Origin of the sequence: Prosthecobacter sp. (assembly GCF_044236155.1) — a bacterium.
In the GTDB taxonomy this organism is placed as follows: Bacteria; Verrucomicrobiota; Verrucomicrobiia; order Verrucomicrobiales; family Verrucomicrobiaceae; genus Prosthecobacter.
Window position 1 is genome coordinate 346778 of record NZ_JBIIHA010000002.1, and the last position, 16794, is coordinate 363571.

11 protein-coding genes are annotated in these 16794 nt (G+C 60.0%); 4 read left to right on the top strand and 7 right to left on the bottom strand.

The window, feature by feature from the left end; translation table 11 throughout:
- Positions 1–2 precede the first annotated feature (2 nt).
- The 7 genes from ACILSE_RS03375 to ACILSE_RS03405 all read right to left on the bottom strand — a co-directional run bounded on the left by ACILSE_RS03375 (position 3) and on the right by ACILSE_RS03405 (position 13350).
- Positions 3–1745 carry a LamG-like jellyroll fold domain-containing protein gene (locus ACILSE_RS03375; RefSeq protein WP_395715938.1) on the bottom strand — a complete coding sequence of 581 codons (1743 nt, stop codon included), beginning with the start codon at positions 1743–1745 and terminating at the stop codon, positions 3–5.
- A 261-nt stretch (positions 1746–2006) separates the two neighbouring features.
- Complete coding sequence (locus ACILSE_RS03380) at positions 2007–3926, bottom strand: right-handed parallel beta-helix repeat-containing protein (protein ID WP_395715939.1); 1920 nt, start codon at positions 3924–3926, stop codon at positions 2007–2009.
- A 15-nt stretch (positions 3927–3941) separates the two neighbouring features.
- Positions 3942–7193: a PVC-type heme-binding CxxCH protein gene (locus tag ACILSE_RS03385; protein ID WP_395715940.1), complete on the bottom strand. Its 3252-nt coding sequence runs from the start codon at positions 7191–7193 to the stop codon at positions 3942–3944.
- A 14-nt stretch (positions 7194–7207) separates the two neighbouring features.
- Entirely contained in the window at positions 7208–8125 is a 918-nt protein-coding gene (locus ACILSE_RS03390; protein WP_395715941.1) for a hypothetical protein, read from the bottom strand.
- Complete coding sequence (locus tag ACILSE_RS03395) at positions 8122–8646, bottom strand: sigma-70 family RNA polymerase sigma factor (protein ID WP_395715942.1); 525 nt, start codon at positions 8644–8646, stop codon at positions 8122–8124. Before ACILSE_RS03395 ends, ACILSE_RS03390 begins: the two co-directional genes overlap by 4 nt.
- 187 nt (positions 8647–8833) lie before the next feature.
- Positions 8834–10279, bottom strand: coding sequence for a DUF1501 domain-containing protein (locus ACILSE_RS03400; RefSeq protein WP_395715943.1), 1446 nt, complete (start codon positions 10277–10279; stop codon positions 8834–8836).
- Positions 10280–10299: 20 nt separating this feature from the next.
- Positions 10300–13350: a PSD1 and planctomycete cytochrome C domain-containing protein gene (locus ACILSE_RS03405; RefSeq protein WP_395715944.1), complete on the bottom strand. Its 3051-nt coding sequence runs from the start codon at positions 13348–13350 to the stop codon at positions 10300–10302.
- Between the two features lie 258 nt (positions 13351–13608).
- Here ACILSE_RS03405 and ACILSE_RS03410 point away from each other — a divergent pair, with 258 nt between their 5' ends.
- The 4 genes from ACILSE_RS03410 to ACILSE_RS03425 are packed head-to-tail and all read left to right on the top strand — an operon-like array spanning position 13609 to position 16742.
- Positions 13609–13860, top strand: a complete 252-nt coding sequence (locus ACILSE_RS03410) for a hypothetical protein (protein WP_395715945.1) — start codon at positions 13609–13611, stop codon at positions 13858–13860.
- Positions 13857–14291 (top strand): TA system VapC family ribonuclease toxin, encoded by a 435-nt coding sequence (locus tag ACILSE_RS03415; protein ID WP_395715946.1) that lies wholly within the window; start codon positions 13857–13859, stop codon positions 14289–14291. Before ACILSE_RS03410 ends, ACILSE_RS03415 begins: the two co-directional genes overlap by 4 nt.
- Positions 14292–14304: 13 nt before the next feature.
- The gene (locus tag ACILSE_RS03420) at positions 14305–16326 is read left to right on the top strand and encodes a GNAT family N-acetyltransferase (protein WP_395715947.1); all 2022 of its coding nucleotides are present in this window, start codon (positions 14305–14307) and stop codon (positions 16324–16326) included.
- The gene (locus ACILSE_RS03425; RefSeq protein WP_395715948.1) at positions 16323–16742 is read left to right on the top strand and encodes an ASCH domain-containing protein; all 420 of its coding nucleotides are present in this window, start codon (positions 16323–16325) and stop codon (positions 16740–16742) included. Before ACILSE_RS03420 ends, ACILSE_RS03425 begins: the two co-directional genes overlap by 4 nt.
- The last annotated feature ends 52 nt before the right edge of the window (positions 16743–16794 follow it).

Genomic DNA, 16794 nt, shown 5'->3' on the forward strand with positions numbered 1-16794 from the left:
GCTTATTTCAGCTTCTCGATCGGGATCACCGCCATTTCGGCGCTGTTGTGATTGCCGCCACGGCCGCCGCTGTTGGAGAAGCCGATGTAGAGTTTGCCTTCGTGCTCGGTGGCGCAGGGATAACCCAAGGAGGCCTTCGGATTCGACTCGCCGGGGCCGCTGTGATCGGCGTGGCGGATGGCGAAGACCTTACCGAAGACCTCTTTGCCGGGCTTGCTGACGGCGATGGTGAGCGGTGAACGTCGGCCGCCGTTGTTCGCGGCATTGGTGCAGACGAGGTAGCGCTGTCCGTTGCTCAGCATGCCCGCAGCGGGCTTGCTGGTGGCCATGGGTAGGTTGCTTTCACCCATGGTGGTCCAGGTGCGGCCGTGGTCGGTGCTCTTTGAGATTAAGGCGAGCGGTTTGGCTCCGTAGCGGGCGATGTTGAACACGTTGGGGCCATCCACGATGAGGCTCGACTCGCCCCACATCTTCAGTCCGTCATGCACGGGGATGCTGACAAAGTCCCACTTCGTGAAATCATCGCCGTGACTGATCGCCACGGCGGCTGGGAAGGTGCCTTTGTTCGAGTAAGGCCCGGCGCTGATGCCGGGCATGATCCAGTTTCCATCGCGCATCTTCACGGGCTGATTCAGCGCCCAAAAGCCGTTTTCGAGCACCACGCCATGCTTGATCCATTCACCGGTGCTTTCATCGAGCGAGTAAGCACGCGTGTGGATGCGCTCCATGTGGTTGTAATAGGTGCCGTGGAAGGCCCAGAGCTTCCCGGCATGGGAAACGAATACGCCATGACTCACCGCGAGGTCCTTCTCCTCGCCCGCGTCGATCACACGCAGCTCGCTCCATATCCGGCCACCGTCCTCGCTCACGCGATACTGCGCTTCCTCGGTCACCGTGTTCTCATCGCCCTTGTTGTGACCGATCGACGCGTAGAGCTTGCCTTTGTGCCAGCAGAGGCCGACGCCATGCAGGAAGGTGTAGCCATCCGCCTCCTTGTCCCACTTCTTGATGACGTGAAACTCCACGCCATCGAGCACCGGCAGGTCTTTGGCCTCCGCGAGCCTCTGCGAGGCATCCCACAACGGGAAGTCCGCCGTTTTCGGCTTTGGCAGCTCATGCGTGGCTGTGACGGGCTGGTATGGAATATCGCGCAGCACTTGCGGCTCAATGCGCACTTCATCGAGTGCACCGAGGAACGTCTGGCGTGCGCGACCATCGTCAAAAATGCCGCCAAGCGTGACGGGAGCCTCCGTGGCCTCAATCGGCTGTTTGAGCTTCGTTTCGCCCACCAGCTTGCCATTAAAATAGAGGGTCGCTTTCGCCGATTCGACCACCAAAGCCGCAAAATGCCATGATCCGGCCTTCAGCGGCTCCGAGCAAGAAATCGTGCTCCAACCGCCTTGTTGCAAATAAGCCTTCAAATGCCCGTCCGGCTCAATCGTGAGCCCCCACTGCCTTTCACCACGCGAGTAGCGATTTTTGCCGATGATCATCTGCTGCTCGCCATCGAGCGCATACGGATTGAACCACAGTGAGGCGGTGAATGAACCCGTTGAGAGTTTCGCGCTGTCTTTGAGCTCGATCAAAGAAGCCCCATCCAGCAGCAGACTCGTTCCCGAGGCCCCCGCAGCCGTTTTGACGACACCACGAGCCAACATCGAACTATCCACGGCATCAAGAGGCCAGGTTTCGGCATAAACCGAAGCTGTGAGTGAAAGTAGAGCGAGAGTGAAGCGATGGAGCATGGAGGACAATTGGGTAGGTTTCGATTACTTTTCAACGACCTGCAAAGGCACATCCATCACCACTCCCTCACGGACATGGCGGCATGAGGTCAAATCCGACACCTCTCTAAATTCCAGGCGCTGCCTCGTCAGTCGCTTGAGAAAGTGTCGTCCTAGTCGTGGACAGCATCACGGGCCGCTGATCGAGTTGGCTTCGACAACGGTTGAAACACTCTTGAGGAACGGCGTTCAGAACGATGTCGGACAGGGTGACAGCGAGGCTCACTTTTTCTTCGGTTTCGCGCGTGCGGGCGCATCCGGCAGTTTGTTGCCATCCAGCGTGATTTCCTTCGTCGCATCGAGACCGAGGACGCGGCTGTTGCTCGTTGCATCGGGCTGCGTGTGGTTTTCGGGATCAATGAGCGTGTTGCCTTTCACGGTCACGCGGGTGCTGTGGCGGAGGAGGATGGCTTGGCGGTCGGTTTCGTCATTGGGGCGGGCGAGGAGGGTGGCGCGGACGGGGGAGTCGATGACGTTGTTTTCGATGCGGGAGTCTTGGATGCCGATGAGGTTCATGGCGGGGCCGCCGCTGCGGGTGATCGTGTTTCCCGTGATGATGAGGCGTTCGATGGGCGGGATGCCGAAGCCGCCTTGCGCATTGTGGGCGTGGGCCACGATGGCGGGCTGGTGGGGGCGTGAGCTGACGTCGATGAAGGTGTTGTCGGTGATGGTGATGTCGCTCGGGATGCCGCCTACGAGACCCATGCCGGTGTTGAGGCTGATGTTGCTGCCCATGCGGGTGAAGGTGCAGCCGCGCACGAGGCCGGGGCCGGACATGATGAGCAGGCGTTGGAAATTGTCCTCCCAGCGGCAGTTTTGCACCACCCAGCCCGCGCATTCGTGGTCGAGCCACTCGGCCTGCGCTTCGGCAAAGGGCGTGGCGTCTTGATCGAGGGTGAGTTGGTAATCGTGGTGCGAGATGAGCTTCGCCTCGCCGAGCAGGGTGCCGTTTTTGCGATGGATGAATCGCAGCCGGTCGCCTGGGCGGGCGTTGCGGAGCGTTGGAAGCAGCGCGCCATTCGTCTCCAGCGTGACCTGTTTGCCGGACACGGATTTCACCTTGCCCCAGATGCCGTGGAAGTTCTGCAAATCATCGGCAGTGTGGCGGATGGTGACGTTGTCCATCACGCAGCCATAGCGCGTTGAGCGGCAGAGGAAGCCGTCCGCGCCCTTCCACTGGCTGGTGCCGGGTCGCGGGCCGAAGTAGCAGTCCTTCCACAGATGCGCGCCATCGCCGCCGCTCTCGCTGGGGCCGCCTTTGGCCACATAAACGCTGACGCCGTGCAGGGTGATGTTCGCCGAATCATCGAGCACGATGGCTCCCGCGCCGGTGTAGAGGCAGGAGAGGCCGTCGCCCACGCGCACCACGCCGAGGTCGCCATAGGCACGCTCCCAGTTCGCATCGTGAAGGCGCTCCATGAGCTGCGGTTCGAGCATATTCACCCAATAACATCCGCCCTCGGAGGGCGTGATGTCTTTGTAGCGCAGCTTCCGCACACCGGCCTGCATGTCGTAGAGGGGCACGCAGAAGCGCCCGTCGCTCTTAAAGGGAAACAAGCGCTGCTCGTCGGCGCCTTTGTAGCTCGTGGGCACCACGACGCCGGGCGAGGGCTGGATCTCAAAGCGATTGCCCTCGCGGTCGATGCGCGTGATGCGGCCCTCGATGCAGCCGCGTGTGCCACGGTCGATGATGGCACCACGTAGCACGATGTTGCGGCAGTTGCGAAAGCCCACGCAGCGATGCCCCGGCGGCATCTGCTTGTCATCGAGGTCGAACCAAAACGTCGCTCCCGTGGCATCGATCACGAAGGGATGCGCGGCATCGCGCTGCAGGTTCTCAAAGCCGAGCGGGTAAATCACCTTCGCCCCCTGCCAGCGCTCCTGCCCGAAGCGATAATCCCCCGGCGGAATGCGCACGCCCTCCGCGCCACTCTCAAACGCCTTCATCACCATCGGCATCACCCCTTGGCCCAGCTCCCGCTGCGTCTCCTTTTCCGCCTCGGTGAACTGCGGCCCGGCGGGCAGATCAAAGCTGAAGCGATACTCCGCTGACGGTGGTGATGGTGTGGCGAGAATCTCTCGCTGAATCGGAGTGAGGTGGTCGAGGGCGGAGACTGTGGCGAGGAGAGCGGTAAGAAGCATGGTGTTGTGAGCCGATCATTTCAGTGTCTGAAGAAATGCCTGGATGTCTTCTAGTTCCTGCGGTTTGAGCAGGAGATTCATGGGTGGCATGGGCGAGACGCCGAGCTTTTCGAAGCCTTCGGCGAGTTTGGCATTCGGATTGATCAAAGACTGTACCAAGTAGGCGGCATCCTTTTTGGCGGCGATGCCATCCAGCGGTGGGCCGACGGCGTTTCCTTGGCCTTTGAGGACGTGGCAGTTTTTGCAGGAGGCGACGGGGTGATTCCAAAACAGCTCCTCGCCGCGTTTGGCATCGCCGGGTTGAGTTTGGGCGGCCAATGCCTCGCCGGGGATGAGTTCACAGAGCCTGATGTCATCGAAGAGAGCGCCGCCGCGCCCTGCGGTGGAGAGGAGGATGCGGGCCATCTTGCGGTCCTGGCTGTTGAAGATGGTCTCGACCTCGATCCAGCTTGTTTCGCGGGGCGAGATGGTGGCGCTGCGGGAGCCGCTGTGTTCTTCCATGAGGGTGACATCGCCCGCCACGCGATCCCAAATCCATCCGCTGAGGCGGTAGTTGGTGTTGGGTTTGATGGTCACTTCCTGAACCATGGCATTGCCTTGGGCTGTGTCTGATGGTGGGATGCCTTTGAGGCCGAGATTGCCTTCTTTGGCATCCTTTCCTTTCACATGAAACCAAGGCGTGATCTGCTCGGAAGCGGGCGGCTTGATGCGGCGATGATTGAAATACGCGGGGGACCAATTTGTCGGCAGTTTGTTCGGCCCGAGTTGCTCAAAGTTGCCATTGGTCAGTAGATTTGGCCCGTCTTTGTAGGCAGCGGCGCTGTGCTTCTTGGCCAGCATTTCCGCGGCTGACCTCAGCCATTCATCACGACGGATGCTGTCCTCCAGCGTGAGTTTGGCGATCAGCGTCTGCAACTCCGGCGTGGTGGCAAAGTCAGAGAGTTTTACCAAGGCTGCCAAGCGTGTGATGGGGTCGGGATCGGTCACCACGGTGGACGAGAAGTAGAGTGCTTGGGCCTTGGCATCAGCTCCCAAGGCACGGATGGCATTGCGGCGGAGTTTGGCCTCTTTTGCGGTCAAAGCATGACGCAGCGTGGCCTCGTCGAGCTGCTCCAGGCCTTTCAGCGTCCAGAGAGCGTGAATGGCGGCTGCGCTGGAGTTTTTATCCATCACGATTTTTCGCAGATCCGCAGCGGCGGCGGTCATGCGGCCCTCCACGAGCTTTTTTTGCGCGAGGAGCCGCCAGTATTGCACATCGTCACCGAGCGTCTTCACCAGCGTGGCGGCATCCGCGCCGACGAGTGACTTTTTCTCCGGTTTGGCCTCTTTTCCGATGATGCGGTAAATGCGGCCACGAGCGTGATCGCGCAGTTTGGTGAGGTGAGCGTTGCCTTCGCCCTTTTCGCCGTTCATTTCGCCGGTGAGCACGTCTTTGGCGGGATTGTGCTGAAGGATGAAGTTTTGCCAATCCGCGATCCACACCGCGCCATCCGGGCCGACCTCGGCAAACACGGGCGAGGTCCATTCATCACTGCTGGCGAAGAGATTCATGGCGTCCATGGCCTTGTAGCCAGCGCCATCGGGCCGCACATCCATCAGCGCCACGATCTTCACTGTTGGTTCGCAGATCATTGCTTTGCCCTGGAAACGAGCGGGCAGGTTCTTCGAGTAGATGAAGTGGCTGTTCGCCGCCGAGGTGTAGCCGCCGAATCCATCGACCTGAATCAGATTCGGCGTGATGGCGTGTGCCTCGCGAGTGACATTGATCTTCTTTGCGGTGATGACCGCCATGCCATCCGGCACAGCGGACTTCGGAATGCCGCCGAAGAGAATCGGTGCTCCATTCGCCAAGCCACCGAAGAGATCGCCAGCATCATTGGCGCTCCAGGCCCACGAGTTCAGGCCAAACTGATGCATGAACTCCAGCATCGAGCCATCCGCGCTGAACCGGTAGATCCCGCCAGTGAACTGCATCTTCTTCCCGCCCACCGTGCCATCAAAGCCGGAGTAGCCCACGCAGCCGTGGAGCCAGTTGTCATAGCCGTAGTGCAGATTGCTCGCCTGTGCGTGGGTGTCTTTGATGCCCCAGCCCTCCATGATGGTTTGGCGCACATCGGCTTTGTCATCGCCATTGGTGTCTTTGAGAAATAGAAAACGCATCGCCTGTGCGACGATCACACCGCCATTCGCCAGCACGAGCCCGGTGGGGATGTTCAGCTTGTCCGCGAAAACGGTGAACTTGTCCGCTTTGCCATCGCCATCGGTGTCCTCGCAGATTTTGATGCTGTCATGGCCTTCTCCATGGGCGGCGATCTCATGCGGATAGTCGCGAGTCTCCGCCACCCAGAGCCTGCCACGCTCATCCCAGGCAAAAGCGATGGGCTTGGCGATGTCTGGCTCTGCGGCAAAAATCTCCAGCCGGCAATCCGCAGGCACTTGCGTGCGCTCCATCGAGCCTTTGACCGAAAAAGGCTTCTGGAAAACCACGGCCGGTTTGTCTTTTTCATAGGCGGGCACCTTCACACTCGCATCACGCTGCTCAGGTTCGCGGCTCGCGAGGAACAGCTGCCACCCGGCTTTGCGCTCATCACCCACACACCACAGGATCGCATTGCGCAGCATCTTTTGGAAATCCGCATTCCCCCAGGTGCGCTCGTCATGCCCGCTGGCGGTGTAAAACACACGACCCTTGCCCTGCTCACGCACCCATGTCCACGGCTCGCGATGCTGCGGCTCCACACGCTCTGCCAGCAGCTTGCGACCCATCGGGTTGTGCTCGTCATGCACATAGGTTTCATCCCAGGTCTCGTATTCGTTCACGCCTTCCAGGATCGGGTGGGATTTATCGAGGAACACCGACTTGAAGACCTCCGCCTTGTGCGAAAGAAAACGCCCGCCCACCAGTCTGGCAAAGCGCGGCTCCCCTTTGAAACACGCACTGGAACTATGGATCGGCAGAAAGCCATGTCCGCTCTCCACAAAGCTCTGCAAGGCCTCAAACTGCGCGGGTGTTATCCCGCCGTGATTCCCGTAGTGCATCACCGCGTCGTAGTGCTGGAGGCGCTCCGGCGTGAAGCAGTCCGGCTTCACCTCATAGTCAAAGTAGATGCCCTCACGCCCGAGGTTCTGCATCAGCAGCGCACACCAGCGAGCCGAGGCATGAAACTTCTGCTCTTCGTGACCAAGAAAGAGCACACGAATGGGTCCGTCAGCAGCAGAGGCGCACAGAGCGAAGACGAGAGTGAATAGAGCAATGAGGCGAGGCATGATTTGAGGGTGTTTCATGGTGTCTGTTCATGTTGAGATGGGTTGCGCACGTTGAGCGTGAGAGACACGTCATCCACGAAGTGAGCCACCTTTGGCCCCGGTTGTGGCCGCGTGGATGCCCCCAGCCACAGGACGACTGACTTCACGCCTGGGGGGAGAGGCATCTTGATCGCGAATCGCTGCCAACCCGGATTTCCAGAGGACACCTCCAGCACCTGCGACAAGGTCACGATGCCACTTTCCTCCGTCTCCAGAGGAAACGTCGGCACTTCATCCGCCGTCTCCGCAAAGCCAAAGAGCCGCAGCTTGTAACGGCTCCCATGAGCCGGATCACTGGTGCGAAACGAGGCCGCCAGCTCCAGTTCGTGATCACTGCCCCCGTGCAAAGCACTCACGTCCACGATCTGCACCAGTCGCGAGTAAGGACGCTCATCGTCTGGCAAAAGTCGCAACACCCGACCGCTATCAGGCCCAGGCACCACCTCCGCGTGATCCGCCGCCCAAGCTCCCGTGGACTGCGGGAATCCTTCCGCTACCGCTCCGCTCAAGCCCTCAAAACTCCCTTCCGCTATCGTGACCCTCTCATGCTTCACCACATCTGGAACGGCCCGCATCCCATAAACGAGCGACGCACTGAAAACGCCGATGACCAAGCCTGCCGCCCCTGCGGTGAGCGGACGCCATCCCTGCCAGCGCGTGGAAGTCGCCCCCACGGGTGTTAGTGCACGTTGCGAAAGAGGCACCGGCAGGCTCAGCGCCGTCTGTGCAGACTCCGCAGCGGCTTCCAGCGCGGAGTCGAGATTGAGCGCATCGAGATACCAGTCGCGCAGCGCGGGATCGGTCTTGAGTTGCTGTTCCAACGCCTCCGTCTCGGCCTCGGTGATGGTGCCGGAGATGTAGCGTTGGATGAGATCATGCCAGTTCGTCGTCATAGGGGTTCCTCCTGAGCCAGGGTGCGCCGTACGCACTCCAGCAGTGCCTGCCGGATGCGGTGCAGCTTCTTGTAAATCGCCATCGCGGTCTCGCCGCGTTGCGCTGCCAGATCGTCCATGCGCGTGCCCTTCGTGTAGGCCGTGAGCACCAGCTCGCGTTGCACTTGCGGCAGCTTTTCCAGGCACTGCTCCAGCGCCTCGCGCTGTGTGACGTGCCGCTCCTCCAGCTCTGCCTGGCGGTCCGCGAGCTGCTGAATCAACTCCTCGCCAAACACATGCCGGTCGCGTTTACGACGCTGGAGATGATGCAGCACCTTCATTCGAGCCACACCGAAAGCCCAGTGACGAAAATCCACGGCACCCTCAAACTTCTGCCACAGCGTCACGATCACCTCCTGCATCACCTCCGAGGTCTCATGCCGGTCCGGCAGCATCGACCGCACATAACCATGCAACGCCTGCTCCTGCTCCGCGTAGAGGCGGAGAAACTGGTCGTGCTGTGGATCAAGCGGCGGTGGCATGGTGGTTAGTCACCCTAAAAGTCACAACAACCGACTTCGTTTGCCGAAAAAAGTTCGAGTCTGCGCAAATAAACAGCAGATGCTGCGCTCACGATGCGCCTGCTTCTGCGCCTTGGCCGTGCAAGCGGTCAAAGGCCTCAACATATCTGAGGGTTCGAGTTGAAAGGGGCGGATCAGGCGTCGCTCATCACGCGATCATCTTCTTCATCACATGCCCGTGCACGTCGGTGAGGCGGAACTGGCGGCCTTGGTAGCGGTAGGTGAGGGCTTCGTGGTTGATGCCGCAGAGATGCATGAGGGTGGCCTGCATGTCGTGGATGTGGACGGGGTCGTTCACGATGTTCCAGGCAAAGTCGTCGGTGGCGCCGAGGACGCTGCCGCCTTTCACGCCGCCGCCGGCGAGCCACATGGAGTAGGCGCGGCCGAAATGATCGCGGCCGTTCGGCTTGGCGGGGTCGCCCTGGCCGAAGGGGGTGCGGCCAAACTCGCCGCCCCAGATGACGAGCGTGTCCTGCAGCAGGCCGCGTTCTTTGAGATCGGCGACGAGCGCGGCGCTGGGCGCATCGGTGTCGCGGCACTGCTCTTCGAGCTGGGTGAAAAGATTGCCGTGCTGGTCCCAGCCGGCGTGCATGCACTGCACGAAGCGCACGCCGCGCTCGATGAGGCGGCGGGCGATGAGGCAGTTGTTGGCAAAGGTGCCCTTCGTGAGCACATCGGGGCCGTAGCGATCGAGGACATGCTTCGGTTCTTTGGAGAAATCGAGCAGGTCGGGCACGCTGGCCTGCATCTTGTAGGCCATCTCGAACTGCGTGATGCGCGTCTCGATCTCGGGATCGCCGTAGTCCTGGAGATGCGCTTCATTCATGAGGCGGATGTCATCGAGCAAGGCGCGGCGTTGCTCGCGGCTCATGCCGGCGGGATTGCGCAGGTAGGGCACGGGATCGCCGACATTGCGAAAGCGCACGCCTTGATACCGGCTGGGCAGGAAGCCGCTGCCCCAGTAGTAGTCGTAGAAAAGCTGGCCGCAGGTCTTGCCTTTGTCCGATGAGGTCATGGCGACGAAGGCGGGCAGATCGTCCGCATCACAGCCGAGGCCGTAGCTGAGCCACGCGCCCATGCTGGGCCTGCCGGGCACCTGCGCACCGGTCATGAAAAACGTGACGCCGGGGGCGTGGTTCACCGCCTCGGTGTTCATCGAGCGCACGAGGCAGATGTCGTCCGCGAGAGCGCCGATGTGCGGCAGCATGGTGCTCATCTCGGTGCCGCACTGGCCGTAGCGTTTGAAGGGCTTGATGGCCGGTGTAATGGGCCATTTTTTGTAGCCGGACGACATGGTGGAGAGGCGTGTGGCGCCGCGCACGCTGTCGGGGATGTCCTGCCCGGCCATTTTTTGCAGCACGGGCTTCGGATCAAAGAGATCGACATGCGATGGGCCGCCGCCCTGCCAGAGGCAGACGACACGCTTCGCCTTCGGCGCGAAGTGCGGGAGAGTCGGCAAACCGATCTGTCCCGCGTGAGCGCTTCGCTCACCGAGCAGCGAGGCGAGCGCGATGCCGCCGATGCCCTGCGCGGCGCTGCCGAACAACTGCCTGCGCGTGACACGCTGCTGATTGAGATGGAGATCGTGAAGCATGGTGGAGTGCATGACGGGGTTCATTCGCGGGTGAGGGCTTCGTCGAGATTCAGGATGCCGAGGCACACCGCGCTGAGCGCCGCGTGCGAGATGGCATCGAGCTTTGGCTGCTGCGGTGCTGCGCCGACGGCGAGGAGCTCGGCGGCGGCTTTGGCATCGTTTTGATAAACGGCACGCTGCCGCTCCAGCATCCGGCGCAGCGCGGTGAGATCGTTTTCGCCGGGCTGGCGACCGAGCACGCGTCGAAACGCGAAGATGAGCTGCGCATCCACCTTGTTGGAGGCCTGCATGGCCTGCGCCGCGAGCACGCGGGCGGCCTCCACCCAGGTCGGGTCATTGAGCGTGGTCAGCGCATGCAGCGGCGTGTTGGTGTTGCTCTGCCGCACCTTGCAGGTCTGCCGTGTGGAGGCATCAAACATGTTCGCTGGGCCCACGGTGCGCCGCCAGAAGGTGTAAAGGCTGCGACGATACAAATCCGCGCCGGTGGAGGCCGGATAGGTGAAGTCACGCTCCTTCGTGATGGCCAGCGTCTCCCAGATGCCATCGGGTTGATAAGGATAAACCGGCTTTCCACCGATGCGGCGATCCAGCAGACCGCTCGATGCGAGTGCGACATCGCGCAAGATCATCGCCGGTGCGCGGAAGCGTGCGCCGCGCCCCAGCAGGCGGTTCTCAGGATCGCTCTGCATGCCCTCGCGTGTGCTGCGGCTGCTCTGGCGATAGGTGGCGCTGGTGACGATGAGCCGGTGCAGATGCTTCATGCTCCAGCCGCGCTCACGAAACTCCACCGCCAGCCAGTCGAGCAGCTCCTGATGCACCGGCAGTTCGCTCTGCACGCCGAGGTCCTCGGCAGATTTCACAAAACCCGTGCCGAAAAACATCTGCCACATGCGGTTCACCTGCACGCGAGCCGTGAGCGGATGCTCGGGCTGGAAAAGCCACTGCGCAAAGCCGAGGCGGTTCTTTGCTGCATCGCCACGCTGTGCAGGCAAAAAGCCCGGCGTGCCTGCCGTCACATCCTCTCGCGGATTCAGGTAATCACCGCGATCGAGGATCTTCGTGGGGCGCGGACGACTATCCGACATGATCATCACTCGCGGCGCCGTGGCCCGGTAATCATTGAGCGCCTTCTCCGCAGCCTTCATCGTCTCACGGGCCTTCGCCACGGCGGGTGGCGGGCTGTTTTTCACGAGGTAGTCGCGCAGCTTCGCCGCGTCCTCCGGGCTGCGTGGCGACTTCTTGAGCAAAGCCGCGATGTCATCCGGCAGCGATGCCCGAGATGCAGGCAAACGCGTGGAAGTGACCCCCAGACGAAACCGCCCCAGCAGGTGCTGTTTGTTCGACGACTGGAACTCGAGCGTCACCTTCAGCCTGCCGCCCGCAGGAACCGCCTCCGCGCATTGCACGACGAGCGTGTAGGGCTTGTTCGTCTCCGGATAAAAGGCCCAACCTGTCTTCGCATCATCGTCAATCGCCCCCTGCGGTGAAAAACCGCCCTGCGAGTAGCTCGCCGTGGCGGCATCGCATTTGATCTCGCGACCATCAATCTCCAGGCGCAGTTTTGTCAGCACCGCATTGCCGCTGTCCGAGCGTCCCGCACCTTTCTTTGGAAGTCGAGTGTCAGGGATCGTTTCGAGGCGCAATCCCGTCACGGCGGCCGCGGCGGCTGGCAGTGTGAGCGTGTAGCTCGCGGTGTCTGGCAGCGCCCCTTCGGCATACACCGAGTCATCATCCAGGACGCTCAACTTCACGCCATCCGTCGCGGCGAGCGTCTCAGGCTTCACCGCGCTCCACTCCGTCGGTCGTTGGGCGGTCAGCTCTTGCTCCGTCGCTTCATAGAAGGCCTTCGTCTCCGGCGATTGCGCCGCTTTTTTCTCCTCCGCTCTCGCAGAGGCCAGCGTCGCCTCCAGCTCCTTGTGTTTCGCCTTCTGCTCATCATTGCCCGCCAGCATCCACGGGTCGGCGATGCGATACTGTCCGCTGCCCGATGGCACGCCGCTCTCCGGCACGTTGTTGAAGAGCGCCAGCATCGCGTAGTAGTCGCGCTGCGTCATCGGATCGTATTTGTGGTCGTGACATTGGGCGCAGGCCATCGTCAGGCCCAGCCACGTCGTCGCCGTGGTGTCCACGCGATCAAAGAGGATGTTAAACCGCTGCTCCTCGGCGATCGCGCCGCCTTCACCATTCAGCAGATGGTTGCGATTGAAGGCCGTGGCGATCAATTGCTCGTCCGTCGGCTTCGGCAGCAGATCACCGGCGAGCTGCTCGATGGAAAACCGGTCAAAAGGCATGTCCGCATTCAGCGCCCGCACCACCCAGTCACGCCACACCCATTGGAAAGTATCGCCGTCCTGCTGAAAGCCATTGCTGTCCGCATAGCGTGCCGCATCCAGCCACGGCAGCGCCATCCGCTCGCCGTAGTGCTCCGACTTCATCAGCCGCTCCACCACCTTCTCATAAGCATCCGCCGCCGTGTCCGCGACAAACGCATCCACCTCCTCCGGCGTCGGCGGCAGGCCGATGAGATCCAGCGAAAGCCGACGGATCAACGTCGCACGATCCGCCTCCGGCGAAGGTCGCAGCCCTTCCTGCTCCAGCTTCGCGAGCACAAAGCGGTCGATCTCATTTCTCGCCCAGCCAGCCTCCTTCACCGCAGGCAGCGCCGGCCGCGAAGGCGCGGCATAGGCCCAGTGCGTCTCATACTTCGCCCCCTCGTTGATCCAGCGCCTCAGCATCTCCTTCTGCTGCGCCGTCAGATTGCGATGCGAGTTCGGCGGCGGCATCAGCTCATCACTGTCCTCGGAAAACACACGCGCGATGATCGAACTCTTCCCCGCATCCCCCGGCACGATCGCGATGTCCCCGGACTCCACCGCCTTCATCGCCTCCTCCCGCACATCCAGCCGCAACCCCGCCTTCCGCTTGTTCCCATCCTGCCCATGGCAGTAAAAACAGTTCTCCGACAAGATGGGTCGGATGTCGCGGTTGAACTCGATCTTCCCCGGCAACAACGCCTCCGCCGCAGGACTCAGCGGATGAATGGCGACAAGAAAAAACAGCGTGGCTCGCATAAGCGCAGATTACGACCAGAACACAGGGTTGCTCACGGACTTTGTTTCGAACAGACAGCCCGATGAGCCCGAGCAGGAACGAACGTGATCTCAGAAGGCAGAAGAATGGGGGCAGAAGAATTAAAACCCTATTCTCTTGCCCCCATTCTCCTGCCTATTTCCGGCCCCCAAGTCGCGAAGCGCCCCGTGGCTGACGTGCTGATCGCTGCCTTCGCCGACGGTTTGACGGCACCGCCTCAATGATGTATAAAAGACATCATGACACGAACTCAAATCCAGTTCCCCGACCCGCTCTATCAGCGGCTCAAAGTGATCGCCGAGCAGCAGGACTGGTCGCTCTCGGAGGTCATGCGCAAGGCTGCCGAGCACTTCATCACCCGTTTCCCGGAGGACCCAAAGCCCAAAGCCGTCTGGCGCTTCCCCACGCTCGACTGCGGTGGCGATTTCCTCACGGATCCTGCCCATCTTCGTCCTGAAGCCGATGCCATCCTCCAGCGCTCCGGCTCATGATCCTCTCCGCCGACACGAACCTCTTCCTCTACGCGGCGAACCCCGATTCGCCGCACCACGAGACCGCCCAGCGATTCTTTGAGGAGGAGGCATCGGGAAAGCAGCGCTTTCTCCTCTGCGGCCTCGTGCTGGTGGAGCTTTACATGCAGCTCCGCAATCCCGCCGTCTTCAAAAAGCCCAAGACCGCCAAGGAAGCCACCGCCTTCTGCGATGCCCTCCGCGCCAATCCCGCCTGGGAGTTCGGCGACTACGAACCCGAAGTCGCCAAACCCCTCTGGAACTGGGCCGCCAAGACCACCACCGGCTTCCGCCACATCATCGACGCCCGCCTCGCCTTCACCCTCCGCCACCACGGCGTCACCCACTTCGCCACGGCGAACGAGAAGCACTTTGAGGGCTTTGGGTTTGAGAAGGTGTGGAATCCCATTTAGTCGCCAAACGATCATGGCCGTCCAGATATCTCACCTCACTGATCTTGCAAAATGCGATGAGGTTTTTGCGCTTTATCGAGGTGATAGCGGCACTTTGGGGTGGATGCCAAAAGGTGCCTTCGCTGAAGGAATAGAGAATCGGCGGCTACTCGTCGCAAAAAGTGATTCGGGAAGCCTTCTTGGCTATCTCCTCTATCGAGTTGTCGGGCGGAAGGCAACGATTGCGCACCTTTGTGTATCCAAAGAAGCCCGGGGTAAGGGGGTAGCGGCTAGTCTGGTTGACGAGCTTAAAAAGCAAACTGCTGATCTTGATGGTATCACGCTCAAGTGCCGAAATGACTTCGATGCACATCGGTTCTGGCCAAGAATGGGATTCGTAGCCAAGGGAGTAGCTCGCGGCAGAGGGGCTGACCGAGCAGAGCTAACCATTTGGCACGTGGATCACGGCCATCCTGATCTGTTTACGATTGAGCCGACAAAAACGCGGGTGGTCATTGATGCGAACGTCTTTTTCGACTTGTGGGCACCAGACCGGCCAAAGCGGGAGGTTTCTGGGGCTCTTACCGAACCTTGGGTGGAAGACACGGTAGATCTGGTGCTCACACCCGAGATCTACAACGACATTCAACGCGCTGGCACCTCAGAAGAAAGGGAGCGCAGCAAGGCGATAGTCAGAACTTTTGAAGAGATTCGGCCGCCAACTATCGATGTTGATCGGGTAGTGCCCCAACTTCGTGAGCTCTACCCGAAGTCCGTGCTGCTGAACCAACGTGACGAATCCGACATCCGACACCTCGCGAACACGATCGCTGCTGGAGTGAAGTTTTTTGTGACACGTGACGAAGGGCTGTTGGACAAAGCTTCCGAGGTGCTTCAGCAGTTTGATGTCCAGGTGTTTTCACCCGTTGAGTTGGTTTCCCACTTGGATTGGGTAGCTCGTGAGCAAGCTTACCAACCTCTGAGATTAGAAGGCTCTTCGGTTAGCACCAAACGCGCGGAAGCTCTGATGCTGGACGAGTTGGCAACCACCTTTTGCGACACTCCATCAGAGCGTCGCATGACATTCCGGGCCAGCCTTGAAAAATGCTTGGTAGATCCTCGGAAGCACAACGTCCATGTCAGCTTCTCAGGCAAAGACGGTCATTTAGCTCTAATCGCTGTTTCATCATTCACTGAAGAAGAGTGGATCATCCCCTTGGTCCGGCATGCCAAGCAAGAGTTGGCCCCCACTGTTTTGAGGCATCAACTGATGGTGGTTGTTCGTGAGGCAATCACCAAAAACGCTCGAATCATACGCGTTCTGGATGCTTGCATCCCTGCTTCGGTGGAAACTGCTCTCGAAGAGATTGGCTTCCGAAAGGTGTCAGGAGTGTGGCTAAAGCCCCTGATATCAGGCTTTATGCCGCGCGATGAAATCCTGGAGTTTCTCTCAAGATTGGGAGTTGTTCCAACATCCCTGAGTGAGGACAAAATCGATGATTTGGAGACAATTATCTGGCCTGCAAAAGTCTCCAAGTCCGACGTCCCCTGCTATCTGATACCAATAAGGGCTGAGTGGGCTGAGCACTTCTTCGATACCGATCTAGCCAAGCAAAGGCTGCCCGGCTTGTCGGGCATTCGAGAAGAGCTGCACCTAGGAATCGAGGCAGCCTACTACACTTCATCCAACATTGGGTTTCGTGCTCCTGGACGAATTCTTTGGTATGTGAGCCAAGGAAACGAAAAGGTTGGCACAATGGAGGTAAAAGCCTGCTCTCGACTTCGCGAAGTCGCCAAAGCTGGTCCGAAACAGCTATTTAAACGCTTTCGTCGGCTTGGGGTATATGGCTGGAAAGACATCTATTTAAAGGCAGGCAAGAAGGTGGACGCCGAGCTGACTGCTTTGAGGTTCTCGCATACTGAACGCTTTCCGAACCCAATCGGCACCGACTTGCTTTCTGGATTGGGGGTTTTGCCCCCATATCCAGGCCCACGACCGATTCCACATTCCACTTTCGTATCAATCTACAACCAAGCGCTATCGCCCAACGCATGAGCAAAACAGCCGTCTTAATGTCGATCAAACCCGAGTATGCAGAGATGATCTTTGATGGCCGCAAAACCGTCGAGCTTCGTAGAGTGTGTCCCAAGGTCAGCCAAGGTGATCTGGTGCTTGTTTACGTTTCTGGACCGAAGATGGCGTTGGTAGGAGGATTTGAGGTCGAGGGTATTGTCTCGTCGCATCCCACGAAGCTCCGCAAAGAGGTATTGCTTGAATCAGGTGTATCGGCAGAAGTTTTTGACGCATACTTCAAAGGATCTGAAGTTGCCTATGGCATCAAAATTGGACGGATATGGCAGATGGAGAAACCCACTCACCTTCGCACCTTGCGGCGTCGCAAGGGTGGCTTTCAACCACCACAGTCATATCGCTATATTCGGAGTGGGGAGTTCTCGTCACTTTTAACTTAAACTGCCAAAAGAGTCTCGGACACCCCCGGCAAGATAACGCTGAGCCGCATCA